The organism is Paenibacillus sp. IITD108 (genome assembly GCF_036541265.1).
GTDB lineage: Bacteria > Bacillota > Bacilli > Paenibacillales > Paenibacillaceae > Pristimantibacillus.
Window position 1 is genome coordinate 111,222 of sequence record NZ_JAZHCT010000016.1, and the last position, 17,722, is coordinate 128,943.

Annotated in this window: 13 protein-coding genes and 1 pseudogene; 8 read left to right on the forward strand and 6 right to left on the reverse strand. The window is 43.1% G+C overall.

The window, feature by feature from the left end; translation table 11 throughout:
- Positions 1-249 precede the first annotated feature (249 nt).
- From V1L65_RS15570 to V1L65_RS15580, 3 genes and pseudogenes are all read right to left on the reverse strand, one after another.
- A pseudogene (locus tag V1L65_RS15570) lies at positions 250-1,239 on the reverse strand (IS3 family transposase); the annotation flags it as partial.
- 122 nt (positions 1,240-1,361) lie between these two features.
- Positions 1,362-1,562, reverse strand: a complete 201-nt coding sequence (locus tag V1L65_RS15575; protein ID WP_331700105.1) for a helix-turn-helix domain-containing protein — start codon at positions 1,560-1,562, stop codon at positions 1,362-1,364.
- A gap of 187 nt (positions 1,563-1,749) precedes the next feature.
- Positions 1,750-2,775 carry a hypothetical protein gene (locus tag V1L65_RS15580; RefSeq protein WP_331700106.1) on the reverse strand — a complete coding sequence of 342 codons (1,026 nt, stop codon included), beginning with the start codon at positions 2,773-2,775 and terminating at the stop codon, positions 1,750-1,752.
- 327 nt (positions 2,776-3,102) lie between these two features.
- On the opposite strand from V1L65_RS15580, the gene V1L65_RS15585 reads away from it, so the two are divergent.
- Positions 3,103-4,971, forward strand: a complete 1,869-nt coding sequence (locus V1L65_RS15585) for a leucine-rich repeat domain-containing protein (protein WP_331700107.1) — start codon at positions 3,103-3,105, stop codon at positions 4,969-4,971.
- A gap of 174 nt (positions 4,972-5,145) precedes the next feature.
- Here the strand turns inward: V1L65_RS15585 and V1L65_RS15590 are convergent, their stop codons facing one another.
- On the reverse strand, positions 5,146-5,316 hold the full coding sequence (locus tag V1L65_RS15590; protein WP_331700108.1) for a hypothetical protein: 171 nt from the start codon (positions 5,314-5,316) through the stop codon (positions 5,146-5,148).
- A gap of 151 nt (positions 5,317-5,467) precedes the next feature.
- Here V1L65_RS15590 and V1L65_RS15595 point away from each other — a divergent pair, with 151 nt between their 5' ends.
- The 6 genes from V1L65_RS15595 to V1L65_RS15620 all read left to right on the forward strand — a co-directional run bounded on the left by V1L65_RS15595 (position 5,468) and on the right by V1L65_RS15620 (position 10,442).
- The gene (locus tag V1L65_RS15595; protein ID WP_331700144.1) at positions 5,468-6,100 is read left to right on the forward strand and encodes a TetR/AcrR family transcriptional regulator; all 633 of its coding nucleotides are present in this window, start codon (positions 5,468-5,470) and stop codon (positions 6,098-6,100) included.
- Positions 6,101-6,114: 14 nt separating this feature from the next.
- Positions 6,115-6,621, forward strand: coding sequence for a DUF4188 domain-containing protein (locus tag V1L65_RS15600; protein WP_331700109.1), 507 nt, complete (start codon positions 6,115-6,117; stop codon positions 6,619-6,621).
- 372 nt (positions 6,622-6,993) lie between these two features.
- Positions 6,994-7,902: a helix-turn-helix transcriptional regulator gene (locus tag V1L65_RS15605; protein ID WP_331700110.1), complete on the forward strand. Its 909-nt coding sequence runs from the start codon at positions 6,994-6,996 to the stop codon at positions 7,900-7,902.
- A gap of 21 nt (positions 7,903-7,923) precedes the next feature.
- Positions 7,924-8,925 (forward strand): hypothetical protein, encoded by a 1,002-nt coding sequence (locus tag V1L65_RS15610; protein ID WP_331700111.1) that lies wholly within the window; start codon positions 7,924-7,926, stop codon positions 8,923-8,925.
- A gap of 26 nt (positions 8,926-8,951) precedes the next feature.
- A complete protein-coding gene (locus tag V1L65_RS15615) occupies positions 8,952-9,926 on the forward strand; it encodes a hypothetical protein (protein ID WP_331700112.1) in 975 nt (324 codons plus the stop codon).
- 222 nt (positions 9,927-10,148) lie between these two features.
- Positions 10,149-10,442 (forward strand): RNA polymerase alpha subunit C-terminal domain-containing protein, encoded by a 294-nt coding sequence (locus V1L65_RS15620; protein WP_331700113.1) that lies wholly within the window; start codon positions 10,149-10,151, stop codon positions 10,440-10,442.
- A 290-nt stretch (positions 10,443-10,732) separates the two neighbouring features.
- Here the strand turns inward: V1L65_RS15620 and V1L65_RS15625 are convergent, their stop codons facing one another.
- Both V1L65_RS15625 and V1L65_RS15630 read right to left on the reverse strand, forming a co-directional pair.
- Positions 10,733-11,338 (reverse strand): SGNH/GDSL hydrolase family protein, encoded by a 606-nt coding sequence (locus tag V1L65_RS15625; RefSeq protein WP_331700114.1) that lies wholly within the window; start codon positions 11,336-11,338, stop codon positions 10,733-10,735.
- A 432-nt stretch (positions 11,339-11,770) separates the two neighbouring features.
- Complete coding sequence (locus V1L65_RS15630) at positions 11,771-12,652, reverse strand: AraC family transcriptional regulator (RefSeq protein ID WP_331700115.1); 882 nt, start codon at positions 12,650-12,652, stop codon at positions 11,771-11,773.
- A gap of 281 nt (positions 12,653-12,933) precedes the next feature.
- Between V1L65_RS15630 and V1L65_RS15635 the strand changes: the two genes are divergently transcribed.
- The gene (locus V1L65_RS15635) at positions 12,934-17,484 is read left to right on the forward strand and encodes an S-layer homology domain-containing protein (protein WP_331700116.1); all 4,551 of its coding nucleotides are present in this window, start codon (positions 12,934-12,936) and stop codon (positions 17,482-17,484) included.
- Positions 17,485-17,722: the final 238 nt, after the last annotated feature.

The window sequence follows — 17,722 nt, forward strand, 5'->3', positions numbered from 1 at the left end:
ATGCCGGAAAAAGGCCATTTAGGACAAAATGTAATCTATATGCGATTTGTGGTTTGTAAATGATTTATCGACACTTTGCCATAAGAAGATTGCTTTGCTAGAAGCCTCGCTAGATGCTTCGCAAGGCAATCTTCTTTACGTTCATTGCCTCCAAGTGTAACCTGTTCAGAATTAATCCTGCAAAAGTGCAGGATTTTTCTGGGGCTTAAGACAATTTGAAGGTAAATCCTGCAAAAACGGCTAGGCCCCCTAAATCCGGAGTCTTATCCACCAATAATTAAGTTTACGCAGCGTATCGCTTTTTTTTGAGCTATTACACTGCTTTATGAATGCGGAAGAATCCTCCAGCGTTTTAACCCATTCTGAAAAGACGGCTGGTGGCTTCCGTTTTAAACTACCATGCATTCTGCGGTTATTGTAAAAATCCATGTAGCTATCAAGAGCTTCATAAGCCTCCTCAAAGGTCATGAACTCTCTTTTGTTGAATAAGCCACGTTGGAGTATGCTATGGAATGATTCAATGTAAGCATTCATATCCGGGGTGCGGGGCGGAATTCGTTCATGTATAACTTCGAGGGATTCACACATGTCCCTGAACAGTTTGCTGACGAATTGCGGCCCATTGTCGGTACGAATGACTGGCATTGCGTCACCTGGTTGTACGCGGTCCTGTAGAGCATAGCAAAGGGTTTGCACGGCATGCTTTGCCTCACAAACCGGTCCTCTGTATTGCTTAACAACAACACGATCAAATACATCAATAATGCTGAGCACAAAAAGGAAACGCTTTGACTCGATGACATACCCGTACTTAATATCCATTTGCCACAGCTGGTTAGAACCCGTCACGACACGATTCTTCGGCAGTCTTCGCGGGTGCGATTGAACACGCTGGCGCGGTTTTTGAAGAATTCCTAGCTCTGAACATAACCGGTGCGATTTCTTTTTATCCAGTCTCACTTTATACTTGTCGCGGATACATTGGGCAAGAAGCTTGTAGCCATACTCTTGCTCTTCCCCCTCGATGAGTTCAAGAAGCCATTCCTTGATCTGTTCGTCGCATACACGCTCGCCTGTGAAGGTGAGAGAGTAACCGGGTATTGGGCGACCTCGCCGATTTTCTACAGGTCTCTCCGATGAAGAAGATGCCCGTTTTTTTTGATCGTAATAGGTGGATTCTGAGATACCTAGAACGCGCAGAACCAATGCAACTGGCACCCCCCGCTTAATAAATGGTTCTGCTACTTCAAGTTTTTCAGATAAGCGGGGTCTTTCTTTTTTAGCAGCTCTCTGAGAATCTCATTTTCGAGTTCTTTCTCACCGAGTACTTTAACGGCCTTTTCATACCGTTGCTCAATCTCTTAGAGTCGTTGCATTTCTTGTAGGTGCTCGTCAGCAACTGGAATTTCCTCCGCTGGAATAGAGTCACGGTAATCTCTTATCCATGTTCGGATCGTTTCAGGATGGATGTCATACATGCGGGCTAGCGCCCCTACCTTTATTCCAGCCAGTGCTTCTTTAACAATTTTAATTCGTGTTTCCTCTTTCAGCCTTTTCCCCATTCTGAATCATCTCCCTTACCCTAAGTTTAATTTATTGGGTGGGAGGACTCCAGCTTAATTAGGGGGCCTAGCCGCTTTTGCATCATTATTGTATTGGCAACGGGTTTGAGCGAGCCTATTGGATCAGCATCGGCAAAATCTGCTTACAAAGGCGGACGCCGCTTCTCTAGTTCCTATTCGGAGTGCTTTACATTGAAATTTTTGACAGATGCGAAATAGCCATTGAGGGTATCTGCTTTTCTTCAGGAATATTCTCGTATAATAGCTGTTCTTTACCTGTTTCATACATACGCTTGCTCATGGCGGCAATCCGACTCTTGTTGAAATCAATAAAACGGAAATCGACCTGACGCAGACTGTCCATTTCTGTAATGCGGCTTAGGTCTTCCGCTTTTATTCCGTTATTTATTTCTCTAAGCTCCAAAACCTCCAAACGGTCTGCTGTCCACAGGTTCTCAATCTCTCGCAATGATTTCATGAAATGCAGTTCAAGCTGCCGAAGCTGCTTCATATTTGAGAAATCGCATAGCCGCTCGACTTTGGGCAGCGTTAGATGAAGATAGGCCAGATTATGCAATGCGCCCAGTGCATCAATATTTGTCAGATTACGAACGGAGGACAGCTTCAGCATACTAATATTTGAATTAGCCAGCGCATCCAACGAACTATTCAGAGTACAGCTGTCTATTGACAAATACTTAATAAGAGGCAATTCTGAAACAAAATCCAGTTGGTCAATCGCACAGTTCAGAATAAGTGTATTCAGCATCATGCAATCGGCAATCGGCGCGAGATCAACAAACTTCCCGCTGAGCCAAAGGTATTCTAGCTGTTTATAATTTCTGATGAAATCAAGATTTTGTGACTTTTTTGATCTAATGATAAGAAATTTCATCTGCCTGAGCGCAGACAGGATACTCAAATCTTGTGGTTGCTTGACACTCAGGTCTAAAGCGGCAACATGCTTCAATCCTGCGAGTATCTCCAGAAATTTTTCTGTATAACGGCCTTTTTCCTCAGGATTGTATACACTCAAAATCAAGTCAGGTCGTTTGGAAAACACCTGTTTATCTAGAAGAAGCAGGTCATCTGTTAAGTCCGATCCAACCACAAAGCTGATGGTTGCTCGATTCCGCAGCTGTTTTACAGCACTGTTCATTTTGGATGCGGTCCAGGGAACACCGCTCATCGAAGCAGCCCACGGTTCACTCATTCATAATCACCCTCCATTCTTTCGGCTCTGCCTAATATTTCTATCCTATCAACTATTCTTCATTTCTTAAAGAGAAATATTAAATGGAGGGCGGCCACTGCAACCGACCATCTTTGCAATTAATAAATCCTTCAGTGGTATGGGAGCAATGGAAACCTTGTGTTCTCTTCCTACGTATATTATTTACCAGCAAAGCTGAACTTTGCCATGGGAGTGGTATCTTGACATTTGTATTTTGGGCAACTAAGCTTAATTGGAAAATAATTATAACAGGTATAGGGATGTTGAATGTTCCTTTCATAGATATGGAGATTAGGTGGGTGGCCAGTGGAATTTATTAAATTAACTTGTCCAAATTGTAATGGGAAAATTGAAAAAAAAGAAGGGAAAACATTCAAATGTCCTTTTTGTGAAACGGAATTATTATTGAAGGAGAATAAGGTCTATTTCGTTGAGCAAACGATAAATAATTACTATGGGACATCTCCCGCCTCTGTAAAACGCCAGAATGCGAATACGAATGCAAAGCGCATTTTAATCGTACCGATCGTACTCATTGGCGCATTCTTTCTATATTTTTTCTTGAACAGCAATCAAACGGAATACAGAAGCGAAACAAAAATTCCTATTCGAACTATGCCCGAAAGTGAAGTTGTTTTGTCCTTCTTAAAAGATATATTTAATAAAGGCGAAGCGATGCCGACAGAAGAGGAAATCGCAACAATCCGATATTTGTCTATCGGCTATAAAGAATATCAGTGGCACTTTGCTTACAGTTTGGACGATCCATTTACGAATAAGCAAGCTGAAATTACAGATTATGTGATTACTGACAAGCTACTTAATACACAAAGAATTGAACAAAAAGACTTTGAGGCATTTAGCGGGCTATCCGTGTTACATCTGAATAATGTATACGAAATTTCGCAAAGTGAGAAAGTAAGCTTTAAGAATATAGAAGGGTTAAAAAGTTATACAGGCAGCTTTAACGAATCGTTTAGGGAAATCGCTCATTATTTTGATGATAAAGCTAAAGTAACTGAACTTTCCATACAAATTCGAAATAACAATGAATTGGCTTTATTATTAGAGTTTCCGAATTTGCAGTCGCTTGACATTTCATATGCCGATGAGTCCGTTACCGACTTTCATATCCTGAATCAGCTGTCATCATTAAAAGCATTATCTTTAACAAGGATTAATGATTTGAAGTGGTTATCTGGATTATCTGGTTTGAAATCATTAACACTTAGTTATAGTGAAGCGACAGATTTCAGCTTGTTTTATTCCCTGAGTCAGCTGGAAGAGTTGAAGTTTTCGTTCGTAAAAAATTTAAAAACACTGGATTTTATACAAAATATGCCTAACTTGCAATCGCTTGATCTTGAGTCAGTAGATATTACAAATTTAGAACGCCTTAGAGATAAGTCGTCGTTGACAAAACTGCGTTTATCTTCTCTTTATAAATTGGAGTCTATTGACGTTGTAAATAGTTTAACTTCGCTGACCGAATTGGAGATAAAAGGATATAGTGGCACTGTATCACCGATCGTAGCGCCGAATTTAAAGAAGGCTGAATTAAAAGGTTCTTTTATACCCATGTTAAAGGCGCCTGCTTTAAAATCTTTAACTGTTGACGACACAGATTTGGATGGAGCAGATTTAGTGAAACACCCGCAGTTAGAACAAGTTTCAGTGATGGATTCTGGAAGCTTTACAAATATTAGTTCTTTGAATCGTCTGCCAAAGCTGCAAACATTAAATGCAAATGATACGTATTTTTTTGATGAAACGAGTGAATTATTTAATTTGCAGCATCTAAAAACATTAAATTGTTACGATTGCAATTTCCAAATAAATAGCGAGAATCCATTTGCGAATAACACGCTGGAGCATTTAACTTTGACGAAACCATCGTTTCGAATAGGTAATGGTGACTGGCTGCATGATTTGGATAAGTTGACGCCTTACTTTGCAGATTTTACAGCTTTACGATCATTTACAATGCAAGACGGCTCCATTCAATCATTAGCATTCATGAAAAATTGGCAGCAGGTTGAAGAGCTTCATTTAGAAAATAACGCTATTTCGAATATTGAGCCTTTAGTGAATTTGCCAAACTTAAAAAAGCTATATATTTTAGGAAATCAAGTGCAGAACAAGTCTGTACTTGATAAAGGAATCTTGATTTATTAATGTAATGAAACAATCATAGCCGCTGAAAAAAAAAGCGTCAAATAATCCGCTACAGGAGGGGACTATTTGACGCTTATTTTCGTTCAAATATAAGTTTTTGTATCCCTATACCAGTTCTTATATTTCATCGCTAAAATTCGCCTGTCCATAGGACGGAGGAGCCGCAGCTGCTGCCTATGATTCATTTTTCGGAATATTATTTAAACTTGGCACAAAATCGGCAGCTTTATTGCTAGTCAATGTTTGAGCTTCTTCAGTGAAATGAGCATTGTTTTGTTGATTGTTCTTTTTATCTGCACGATTATCCGCGCGGTCCATTTTAGGATCGGCACTATTTTTTGGCATGACATTCACCTCCATTATCTAACACATAGTATGAGAAGGCGGATTTCTTTTTATTCTGGTATCCTTGACGCATAATTCTTACTTGACTAAATAAATTAACTCGTGTTAATATTTTTACTGAAGGAGTAAAAGGTGGGTGGAATAATCGGTGATGTTTTCAAATATTTCTTTGCGAGAATTAAAAAAAGCCAGAACGAAAGTTACATTATACGAAGCTTGTTTATCCTTAATGGAAGATAAGATGTTTCGAGAAGTAATGCTTGATGATATTTGCAGAAAGGCAGAAGTATCACGGGTTACTTTTTTTAATTTTTTTCAAAGAAAAGAGGATTTGCTTATTTATTTTATGCGTGTCTGGTTAACAGAACGTGTAATCGAGATTGAAGCGGAGCAGAAACGAGGCTTCGCGGTTATTAGGCATCTATTGAACAAAGTGGCGCAGCAGACTAGGGAAAAACCTGGTTTAATGCCTAGCTTGATATCATTTTTAGTCGAGATGAAAATGCATCCTTGCATGCCGGAACTAAGTGAAGCCGAAATCGGGTTATTATTTCCTGGTCATGAGGAGCTTGGAGCTGAAACACCTGATATGTATAAAATATTTTATCGAAGTATGTCTGAGGCGATTGTTGATGGTGAGCTCAAAAATGAGTTTACGGCTGAAACTGCTGTAAAGGTATTGTTTACTGTGTTCTACGGGGCATTTTTGACCGCTCAGCTGTATGACTCCTCGGATATTGCAGATTTTTATGAAACCCATCTTCAATTGCTTATTAATGATTAAGGAGTACTCAAATTATGAGCAAAGTTATATCCGGTCGATATACAGCGCAAATGGAAGGCCCCTTTGTTGTTTTTATCATAGGTATGCGAGTGAATAAAATATGGGCTGTACATAAGTGGCTGCCGGTTTTCAAATCGATGAATCCTATGCTTCAAGAATTGTACCGTAATCCTGATTTAGGTTTTCTAAGCGCCAGTTTTCACTTATCGTGGAGAGGAATCTCTATTATACAGTATTGGAAGTCCTTTGAGCAGTTGGAACAGTATGCAAGGGAAGGGGCTGCCCATCTGAAGGCATGGCGTAATTTTAATCAAAAGATAGGTACTAGCGGCGTCGTTGGGATTTACCATGAGACATATCTCGTTCCTGAAGGACAGTACGAATGTCTGTATAACAACATGCCCGTTTTTGGGCTTGCAAAAGCAGGCAGTCATGTTCCAGCTACTGGAAAACGTGAAACAGCAAGCAGAAGGCTTGGCCGGGATGGAGAGCCAGCTGTCCCAACGCCAGCTAATCCATGAGATAGACAGCAATTAAACGAATAAAAATCATTATATAACAAGTGGTATGACATTTTATGTCATACCACTTGTTATATAATGATGGCATCAATAGAGAAATGGGGTTGGAATAAATGCCAAAAACAAAAAGAGGCCGTGTGCTTTGGAAGCTTCCGTCTCGCGGGAGAGGCACCTGCCCGTTATGTGGAAGTACAAGAATTAAACTTTTGTATACACAGACAAACTCAAATGGGAAATCTGTTCAAGTATGCAAGCGATGTGCAAACGCTCCACAGGAAAAAGTGGACGCTATAATCTTCTAACTTTTGTTGCAGGCTAAAGCATTCAATGCTGTAATGGAAAGAGAGGAAGGTTGGAAGGGGCTGTTAGGGTATGAGCAATATGCATCGTATAGGATGGTTTGATCAGCAAGTGCGTGCGGGAAAATACCCGAACAGCAGTCTTCTTGCCGAGCAATTCGAAATTTCTAAACGACAGGCTGCACGTGATATTGAATATATGGAGGTGTCCCTCCGTGCACCTTTGAAATATGTAGCTAAACATAGAGGCTATTGCTACCAAGATGAAACCTTTGTTCTGCCTTATGTGTATATGACGGATGAGGAGAAAGGGATATTGAAATATCTCGCGCTTCGTTATCGGCATTACAATTATGATCATTCGGAATCTGTTCGTCGTGTTGCCGATTTGCTTGGGCGATTCGAAGGCGAGGAGGAGTGGAACGAAAATCAGCTTCAGCTGCCGGTATTTCATGTGAATTCACAAGTGATGCAATACATAGAGCTGCTGTCGCATGCGATATCAGAGAAGCTGTCGGTTCATATTTTATATAAAGATCATGAAGGCGAGCGTTATTTTCATGTAAGCCCGGTAAGGTTCGCCGCCCGTTACCATGCTGATTATATTCTTGTATATGATGAAGCAGATGATAGGTCACTCAGCTTGAGGTTGGACGGTATTCAACAACTTTCTGTCGCTGGTGTTTCTTCAAAGCGCGATCAACCGGTTCCGGCGGTGTATGGCGAAGGACAGAAACCTGTGCGCACGCCATATGCTGCCAAGGTGAAATTGGCAGCACCGCTTGACGGGGACAGCTGGAATGGCTACCGTGTACTGTCTAAGGAGCAGCTAGTGTATTCCATTTCCTTTTTCGATACAGACAGCTTTTTGCAGCATTTGATCGTTAACGAGTGGGAGGAGCTTATTTCTCCGAAATGGCTAAAGCAGAAGCTTCAAAGCAGATGTGAACAGGCGTTGAACCGGTTGAAGCGTACAGAGTAGAAGGCGAAGGAGGGGAAAGGAATGCCGAGTATGCTATTGGAACGTTTGACGATGAAGCGGGAATCTAAATCCTATATTGACAGTCTCCATGCGATATTGACGGATGCTCATTTATTTGACGGCCCAAAATACAGGCTTTCCGGTCTTACCGGGATGGCGTTCAAATTTACAGTCCACGAGAGGCTGCTGCCGTTATCGGTAACAGCTTATGGCCAGTGGACTGCAGAGCATAAGCCAGCGATCGATAATTTAGGCTTATTCACGGTAATGGATGCCGGACGTACGAGACATCCTACATTCCGCCATTACCAACAGGATGCGGTGAACTGGGTGAAAGGCAGTCTGGAGCAAGGGATCGGTGTGATTTACTGGCTGCCGGAGTTTGGTGTTATTAGCGGCTATGATGATGAGGATCGCGTGTTTTTCGTACAGGATGGACGATCGACGGAACCGCAGATTGTACTTTATGACAATTTTGGCATTAACTTTACCGAGTTCTGGTATTGTCAGATACTCGGGGATAAGAAGGTAGATATTCCATACGAGGCGATGCTTCTGGAATCGCTTCGCCTTGCTATTTCTGACTGGGATACGCCTTACAAAACATTGCCGAACAAGGATATAGCTTCTGGCAAGCTGGCCTATGATTTTCTTATAAGCGCTCTCAACAAAGGTGATTATGACGAAGGGGGCGCGGTTTATATTCTGGACTCCTACTTCCATTCTCGTAAAGAAATTAATGCTTATTTGCATGAAGCCTGCGGTATTTGGCCAAAGTTGGACGATGCTTCTGCTTGTTACGATCAATTGGCGGAGGCTATCCCGGATATGAAGAGATGCATAGCTACGACGAAAGAGGGGCGGAAAATTAATCGGGCCCAATGTAGCAACTTGATCAAAAGGCTGGCAGAGGCTCAATTGTTGGAGGATCAGGCAGTTGGGTTATTTCGTGAAGTTTCGCGCACTTATCCTGATCTGAAGCGGTCCATCGTCCCGCGTTGGGGAACACATACGCCAAAGTAATTAAATTGGCACAAAGAGGTGAACATATGGCGGTCATTATAGCCGATTTGAAAATGTCGATAGAGTCGGAATCTTATATTGACGCAATGCACGCTATTGTAGCTTACAAGGGATGGTTTTCATTCTCCAAGCCGGTGCTGGCAGGAATGACGGCGTCAGCATTTCGGTTTACGGTCAACCGGCGGCTAACAGCAGAGTCGCATACAGCCTATAATTGGATAGCAGAAAATTTCCTTGCTGCGGATTTCATTGGAGTGGCCGCTTCTTCAGCTGCAGGCTTTAGCTTCGATGCAACCTTTCCGCTTTATAAGCAAAATGCTATTGCACAGATTAAAGAAGCGATAGCTGACGGTACAGGAGCGATTATATGGAACGATAAATTTGTGCTTGCCGTTGGTTACGATGATGCGCAAGAAATATTGTTCCTATCGAATGGCCGCACGGAGGAACTGGAGCTCCTGCCCTACGAGTCATTTGGCAGCAATGCTTCGCCTTATTGGTATTATCAAGTATTCGAGTCTCAAATACCGCTTGATCATCTGGAAATTTGCCGAGAATCGCTTATGCAAGCGATTAATAAATGGGAAACTCATGATCCAATGCTGCCCGAGAAAGATTATGCCTGCGGCAGAGCGGCTTATGATGCCTTAGTCATGGCGATAAAGAGCGGTGATTTCGACCACCGGGGATTGACTGTCGTTATACGCAGCTATGCTGCCGCCAAACGAGATATCAGACTATACTTTGTCGAGCTGAAGACGTATTGGCCTAAGCTGCAATTAGCAGAGGAGCAGTATGTGTTAGTCGAGGCGGTATTTCGTGAGGCGGAACAGCTGGCGGGTTCGATTTGCAGGCGCAACGGGCTGGATTTTGAAGCTGGCAAACAGCTTATTGATATACTTGCTAAAGCTCAGCAAGCAGAAAATAGAGCGATTGAAATCATCAAAGTATTTATGCGCGAAACGATAGATATTCGGAGAAACGATATCGCTTTAAGATAAGGATATTTCAAACATCATCACTCCTTCAGGTGGTCGGCTCCGGAGGGGGAAGCCACTATAGCAAACCGCATAAAGCTCAAAATCTATAAGTTTGTTAATGGGCAGCTTCAGGTCACTATGGCCTGCAGCTGTTTTATTTTTGATGTCCATAGCGAGTTGGTTTATAATCAAAATACTTCAATATTTAGTTGGACGAGCTATATAACAAGGAGGCGTAAGAGTATGGCGACTTCGCAAAAAAATGTAAGAACCTGCAGCAAAGGGCACGAGTACTATAAAAGCAGCGATTGTCCCACATGCCCAGTCTGCGAGCAAGAACGCAAGCCTGAAAACGGATTTTTAGCTCTTCTTTCAGCACCTGCAAGACGTGCATTGGAGCATAATGGCATCACGACGCTGCAGCAGCTTGCAACCTATAGCGAAAAAGAGATTATGAAGTATCATGGGATGGGGCCGGCCTCGCTGCCAAAGCTCAGAGCTGCTTTGGAGGAAAATGGGCTGTCTTTCAGAAAATAAATAAACGACAATTTGTGGCATGAACACTAACATTTCAAATGTAAAAGAAGGTCGCCATCCGGCTTGATAAGCAGGCAAGGAAGGCGATCTTTTTGTTCAAGTATAGGAAAGTATAAGTTTTCACCTTATACCTGTTCCTATACTTCATCGGTAAACGCGCCTCCTTCGTTCAAGCGAAGGACGGCGGAGCCGTTTATCCTTGGTTGCAAAGCTTAAATAGCTGGAAACCAGACCGATGAGAAACCTGTTTCGGTTTCGACAGTGTAACGATTGCCGGAAGTCTGCCGGTGCTAGTAATGGCTCAGGTAACCGGCGATATACGCAGCTTGCTGTTGCCGTACTTCTTCATTAAAGTGCACATGATCGCAATAGGCGGCTTCCCCGAATACTTGTGTGAACTGGTACAAATCGATGGAAGGGACGGCGCTTGACGACATAATTTCATCCGCAGCGGCATTATAGGACACTACATCTTCATGGAAACGGTGAATCCCCGGACATCTGCTATTATGGATTTCTTCCAAGGCATCGGTCGTTCGAATCCAGATGAAAGAGCGCGCCATCTCTTGGGCAATGCCAGCAATCTGCGATAAGTTGTCACGGTATTTCGCAAGTTCAACTTGTTTATCGCCTGTTGCGGGATCCGTCTTAATATCGTGCAGCCCGCAATTGATTAGCAGTATATCGTACTTGATTCCTTTGCTCTGTTCCTCTCGCAAATATTGCAAAACCATTCCGCTATCGCCGCCATTGGCCCCGACTGGATTGTTCAGATCGATGAGCGCTTGTTCTTCACCCCGCTTGCGATCATAGTGAAAGCGGCCTGCGATCATTTGCTTCAAATACGGTCCATATTGGATCGATATGCTGTCTCCTATTACAAAAAGACTTCTCATAATTAATCCCTCTTTTCCAGTTTATTCAAGTTTTTGGTTGGATTCTCGAACGATAATATTGAATTCTAAATGAAACAGGAGGCCTTGTCTAACTACAATTATGAGACTGTCGATTAACTGTGGATAAAAGCAACAAGCAATAGAAAGGGGGCCACTGCGATCAAAATGGGATTCCACCGCTGTTGTAGTCCAATTTATACGAATAAATATCCCCATAAAGGATAAAATTGGCCTATAAAGGCGGACGCTGCCGCTTCTCCATTCCCATTCTTGCTCTCCGTTCCCCCTTTCTTATTGCTTATCAATAGTTGCCCACAATTAATCGACAGTCTCATTGTAGTTGTTGGTCTGTCCTGCTGGGTAGACGATAATAACAAAATTAATATTTCTTCAGGAAATTGGTTGAAAAAAATAGTAGATTTCCGCAAAGGACTATAGATCAAATCCTTTGCGGAATTGTAACGGTGTATATCCATTTTTTTGTTTAAAGACTTTGCTGAAATGCCCCACATCATAAAATCCTGCCAAATTTGAAACTTCTGTAATGCTAGTATTTAAATCCAATAATAAGCGTTTTGCACGGTGGAGCCGGACGTCAGTAACCATTTGCATCGGAGTCATTCCGAACAGCTTCTTAAACTCTCGTGTGAAATGATACGGGCTCATGTTGGACTGACTACTAATTTCCTCCAAACTCATTTTATTTGCATAATGTTCCTCAATGTAATCGAGCGCAGGCTTTAATTTTGAATATCGTTCTATGTACCGGCTTGGATTTACATCCGAGCTTATTTCATTAGCGTATATACGTAGAATCGACATGATTAAAGTATAAATTTCAGAAATAATAATTAATTCATATCCGATAGGCTTTGTCGTATTTTCTTCAATGACGGTATTGAACCCTTCATTTAATTTTGGCCAGAGCTCATGGGCAGGCGTATATTGATTTTTTATCGCTCTATGTCCCAGAAGTGAAGAAATCCATTGCTCAGTCTGTTGGTTTGCCATAGCACGATACAATAAAATTCGATCAAAGATCATACCATGAATTCTTGATTCTGTATCATGATTCATAACAGAAACGGAATGAATTTGACAACTATTGAAGAAAAAAATATCTCCTTCTTCACCAATGAATGTTTGACTATCGACTTTAACCTGTACGACACCTGTAACGATTTTGATTAATTCTAAATGTTCATGCCAGTGCGGGAGTACGAGGTAATGATCGACCATTGCATTTTTCCCTACATTTGAAATTCTGAACGGAAACCGCTGCTTATAATCAACAATTTGTCTTTGAGTTGTCATTATAAGAAACCTCCTTCATGTAACCGCTTTACCAGATGAATTTTATTATACTTGAATTTCTTAAAAAATGTGAAGTTGAGCAAGAATATACAAAATAATAGCAAGAGCTTCCATAGACGACCTTTAATTTTGGTTGCTATGATTGTTAATAAGATAAGAATAGAAAACGATTTCTATACAAGGAGGAGAAACGCAAAATGTCTCTTGTGGACGTTAGTTTTTAGTAGTAGTCAGGTACGACAATCATGAAAGGCTAACAACTATAATTCGGGAGGTTGCATATGAAAGGCTTTCGTCATTATAACCGTCATTTGGCGGTAATAATCATAGTAGGATTGATCGTATCGCTGTTCAGTACATCCATAGGAACAGCCGCAGACAATACTGTTAAAGCTGGGCAAGGTAAAAACGCGTTTCGAGATATTCAAGGTCATTGGGCCGAGGAAGCCATTGCAGCATGGTTGGAACTGAAGCTGGCTTCAGGCTATACAGATGGTACATTCAGACCGGATCAGCCGATCAATCGCGGCGAATTCATTACCCTGATCAATCGAGCGTTTCAGTTTGAAGCAATGGCTGAAATCAGCTTTCAAGATGTTCCTGCTGGAAGCTGGGTATATCCAGAGATCTCCAAAGCTGTTCATGCAGGCTATATTGTCGGTCGCTCTGATGGGACGGTGGGAGCAAATAGTCCGCTAAGCCGGGAAGAGGCGGCTGTTATGACAGCTCGTCTACTGCAGCTTGATACGTCAGCAAATTTGTCGGGCGCTGCAGGCTTTATTGACGCCGTAAACATTGCCAACTGGAGTATCGGTGCCGTCAAAGCTGTAGCTGCTGCCAAAATTATGCAGGGCAATCAAGCAGGAGCCTTTATGCCCAAGAAAACTCTGACAAGAGCGGAGGCGATTGTGCTTTTGGATCGCGCGATGCTGTTCAATCAACAGACTGGACAGCAGGATCGGTCTTATAATAAGCCGGGAACATTCGGTCCGGGCACCGACGCCGAAGTGGAAGTCATTAATGGAAATGTGGTTATTGAAGTAGCTGGGGTAACGCTCCGGAATCTCCACATCAAGGGCAATTTGGAGCTGGCCGAAGGAATTGGCGAAGGCGACGTTATACTGAAGCAGGTGACAGTAGATGGCACAACTGTTATGAATGGCGGAGGTGCGGAAAGCGTTTATTTGGATCAATCCAATCTGCAAAAAGTAATTATCGCCAAAAAATCAGGTCAGCTTCGCGCTGTTCTCGACAATAATACGCGGATAGCTATTCTAATTATCCAGTCTTCCGTTATATTGGATATCCCGAATGGCTTTATTCAGGAGCTCATTATCGATAAAACGGCAGGCATAAGCCGGGTGCATGGCGAAGCCCAATCCTTGATTGAGAAATTGACGGTGGATCAAGTTATTGCTGTAACAGGGAAGATTTGCATAAAAAGGGCCATTATCAACGAAAATGGACGCGGCACAACCTTTGAACAAAGGCCAGAACTTGTAGAGGGTGCGGGAACTGTTCCTGTTATGGTAAGCAACGGAGGAGGCTCTGCAGCGACGCCAGGACCGAGCCCGACTCCTGATCCTGGTTCAGGTTCCAATATTGGAGTCGAGCTCGTCAAAAATGGAGGATTTGAGCAAATCGGTGCTGAAGGAGTACCGCTAAATTGGGGAGTAATAGGGGATAAATGGAATGAAGGTATCAGCGCTGCAAGTGAAGCTGCAAAAACAGGCAGCTACGGAGTAATTATTGAAACCGCTAAAGCCAATAATCCATGGGTCAATCAAATGTTTGCGGTGGATGAAGGAGCAACTTACGAGCTTCATTCCTGGTTCAAATCGGCTGGAGCAACCGGACAGGTAGGATTTAAAATCGAGTTTTATTCCTCAGAGGTTATGACGGACGAAACCTTGCTTCAAAACTATAACCACAGGGCGCTAGCATCTGAAATGGATGGCCAGTGGCACGAAATGACAACCGAGGTTGTTGCGCCGCCAGGTTCAAAGTATGTAGCCGTATTTCTCAGATTGTACGGAATCGGCAAGGTATATTTTGATGACGCTTCTGTAAAGAAAATAAAGGATTTACCTCAGGTAGAGCTTCTGCCTAACCAGATTTACTATTACAAAGATCTGACAGAAGGACAAATTCAGGTTAGCTTCACCCCGCGGGATGGGAGCATGGGCGGAAAAACATTGGACGTGAAACTTACGGATCCGGATGGAGGGAAGGTGCTCTTCTCGAAAAATGCTGCAGCTGCTTCAGAGTGGAGTACGGCATTCGATCCTTCCGTAATGACACTGAATAAGTCTTATGTCTTATCGGCGGAAATCAGAAGCGTGTCGGGCACTTTGCTGGAGCGCCAGGAGAAGAAGCTGCAACGTTTGGAGCGTCCACAATCCCTGCCGGCAAGCGGACCACTCATGGTCGATGGAGAACCGTTTTTTCCGGTTATCGCCTATCACGCCAACGTTCCCGACTATCCACTGCTGCAGCAAATTGGTATAAATACCGTTCAAGGAGTGAACGGATTGACCGACGATGCTCTACAGATGATGCTTGATGCTGCGCATGCTAATAATTTGAAGATGCTGGTTACGTTATATGAGGGCATGCAGGTTAAAGAGAATCTGGAAAGAAACATTGAGATTGTGACCAAGTTTAAAGATCATCCGGCAGTGCTTGGTTACATGATTATGGATGAACCGAAATTGAATGGAATTAACCAGTCAGAGCTGTTGGATGCTTATGAAATGATCCGAAGCCTGGATCCGATCCATCCGGCATACATGGTAGAGTCGGAGCTGGACGCCTATCGCTCGACTGGCCAGGCAACCGATATCCTGGTTACGGATGTATATCCGTATTACAGCCGCAATAATCAACCTATATCAGCTGTTGGCGACGGAGTTCGCAAGGCGGTCGCAGATGTTGACGGCATAAAGCCGGTTTGGACAGTACTGCAAACGTTTCTTATGCCGGCCACGGGCTGGGACTATCTGCCAACCATTACACAAGTGCGCAATATGGGGTATCAGGCGCTGCTTGCCGGAAGCAAAGGTCTGGCATTCTACTCGATCAATGATCCGGGCTGGAGGCTGCCTGATTCCGAATTATGGGCCGGGCTGCAAGATTTTAAAAATGAACTGCCGCTTTTTGGAGAACTTGCCATGCAAGGAACAAAGCTGTCCGAGCATGTTGACGGCCCTGTACAATGGGGCGTTTGGCAGAAAGGAACAGAGCAATATGCAGTAGCGATCAATACGACGCAAAATGTGCAATCCGCTGTAATCACTTTGCCGCAGGCCGGCAATTATATCGAGCTGCTGCACGGGGCGCCTGTAACCCAATGGAGCAGCGGTGATAACCAGCTGCAAGTCGCACTGCAATCGGAGCAGGCTGTGGTTTATCGTATATCTCCATTTTCCATGAGCCTGGCCCATATGTCTGACCGCCTGCAAGAGGCATCTGCATGGATTGAGGATAGTGCTTGGTCTGAAATGATCGCGTCTTTGCAGCAAAATGCAGACAGCCTGCAGCAGAAGCTTGCAGAGGGAGAGCAGCAGCTGGATATGGCTCAGACGCTGACACATACGGCAGCGATATTGAATCAGATTACGGCAGCGGAGGCGTGGGTAGTTGACCATGCAGGAGAATGGGATGCGGAAACAAACGCAAAGCTGAAGGATTTGTTTAATGAGCTGAAAAACGGCATGCAGCGAATCATTCAAGCGGTGCTTCGTGTTGAGGCGGAGCTTTCTGCCGAACAAATTGTGGCAAACGATACACTAGAGTTGACGGTACGTTTGCAAAATCATAGTCAGGATTCGTTCGGCAACATAACAGTTACGATTACGTCTTCACTTGACGGCGTTCAGCCGGAAACGAAGGAATGGAATGAATTGGCCAGCGGTGAAGAAACAGCATTTACTCGGCTGATTCCAATACCCGCTCCGGCGCTGACCGGCAGCTATGCAGTGGACATTACAGTAAATTATCTTTATAAAGATAATGAATTAACGACAATTCTAACAAAGAACATAAAAATTTCTGAATTACTGTCTGCCAAAATAAAGCTGGAAAGGATGACTCTTCATGCTCCTGGCATCTATCCGTTCACGCTTGAGCTAAGCAATCGTGCCACCCGGAGTGTTAATGCAGCATTGGGCTACACGGGTGAAGCTGATCAATTGAGCATAGCGTTGCCACCCTCCGTAGATCTGGAGGGACAGAAGACCGTTATTGTAAATGGTAATATTGTAGTGCCTGAAGGCATTGCAGTAACAGAGGCCGTATATGAGCTTCAAATCGAAGTTAGTGCCGAAGGAGACGTAATCAAGCGTATTCCGTTGCAAATTAAGACAGATCCGAATCAAATCTATAATCCGAGCTTTGAAATTGCTATACCGAACACAAGCTCACTGGACGGCTGGCTGCTGCGCCCGGATACTGTTTGGGACCATACGGTGTCTTATAGCGGCAACTCCTCCATCAAGATATTACCGAATGTTAATAATACTTGGAATGTAATGAGTTCAACAGCAGGTCGAACAATCGATACAGAACCCGGTAAGAAATATATTTTATCCGGCTGGATAAAGAATAGCTCGACGACCGGACTGATCGAACTTGGGGTGCGCGAGGCAGGCGCCAATGATGTCTCGGTGAAATATTCATGGGTCGCAGCTTCCAAAAGCAGCGACTGGACAAAATACGAACTGCCAATCACAGTTCAGCCAGGCACAACAAAGTTGTGGATCTACTTCAAAGCAACAGCGGATGTTGGTGGTCCGGCTTGGCTAGATGATGTCGAACTGAGAGAAGTGCCTTAGTAAGAAGCACCATAATAACATATTAACGCGTAGAGCCGCTGTATACGGTCTACGCGTTTTTTTTGTGTTGTTAGAAAAGGAAAAATAAACATTTTCTAACTGTTAATCATGTTTAGCTCAACAGTATCATAGAAACAAAATAGAAAACGATTGCTTTCATACTCTTTCTATTGCTATAATCAAATAAACTTACAAGTGGTATTGCATACACTGAAGTTTCGCAATATTGATTACGAGA

Excerpts from the sequence above, each read along its gene's own strand:
- V1L65_RS15590 (WP_331700108.1), bottom strand. The coding sequence starts at position 5,316 with ATGCCAAAAAATAGTGCCGATCCTAAAATGGACCGCGCGGATAATCGT.
- V1L65_RS15595 (WP_331700144.1), top strand. The coding sequence starts at position 5,468 with ATGTTTTCAAATATTTCTTTGCGAGAATTAAAAAAAGCCAGAACGAAA.
- V1L65_RS15630 (WP_331700115.1), bottom strand. The coding sequence starts at position 12,652 with ATGACAACTCAAAGACAAATTGTTGATTATAAGCAGCGGTTTCCGTTC.
- V1L65_RS15580 (WP_331700106.1), bottom strand. The coding sequence starts at position 2,775 with ATGAGTGAACCGTGGGCTGCTTCGATGAGCGGTGTTCCCTGGACCGCA.
- V1L65_RS15635 (WP_331700116.1), top strand. The coding sequence starts at position 12,934 with ATGAAAGGCTTTCGTCATTATAACCGTCATTTGGCGGTAATAATCATA.
- V1L65_RS15605 (WP_331700110.1), top strand. The coding sequence starts at position 6,994 with ATGAGCAATATGCATCGTATAGGATGGTTTGATCAGCAAGTGCGTGCG.
- V1L65_RS15615 (WP_331700112.1), top strand. The coding sequence starts at position 8,952 with ATGGCGGTCATTATAGCCGATTTGAAAATGTCGATAGAGTCGGAATCT.
- V1L65_RS15625 (WP_331700114.1), bottom strand. The coding sequence starts at position 11,338 with ATGAGAAGTCTTTTTGTAATAGGAGACAGCATATCGATCCAATATGGA.
- V1L65_RS15600 (WP_331700109.1), top strand. The coding sequence starts at position 6,115 with ATGAGCAAAGTTATATCCGGTCGATATACAGCGCAAATGGAAGGCCCC.
- V1L65_RS15610 (WP_331700111.1), top strand. The coding sequence starts at position 7,924 with ATGCCGAGTATGCTATTGGAACGTTTGACGATGAAGCGGGAATCTAAA.
- V1L65_RS15620 (WP_331700113.1), top strand. The coding sequence starts at position 10,149 with ATGGCGACTTCGCAAAAAAATGTAAGAACCTGCAGCAAAGGGCACGAG.
- V1L65_RS15575 (WP_331700105.1), bottom strand. The coding sequence starts at position 1,562 with ATGGGGAAAAGGCTGAAAGAGGAAACACGAATTAAAATTGTTAAAGAA.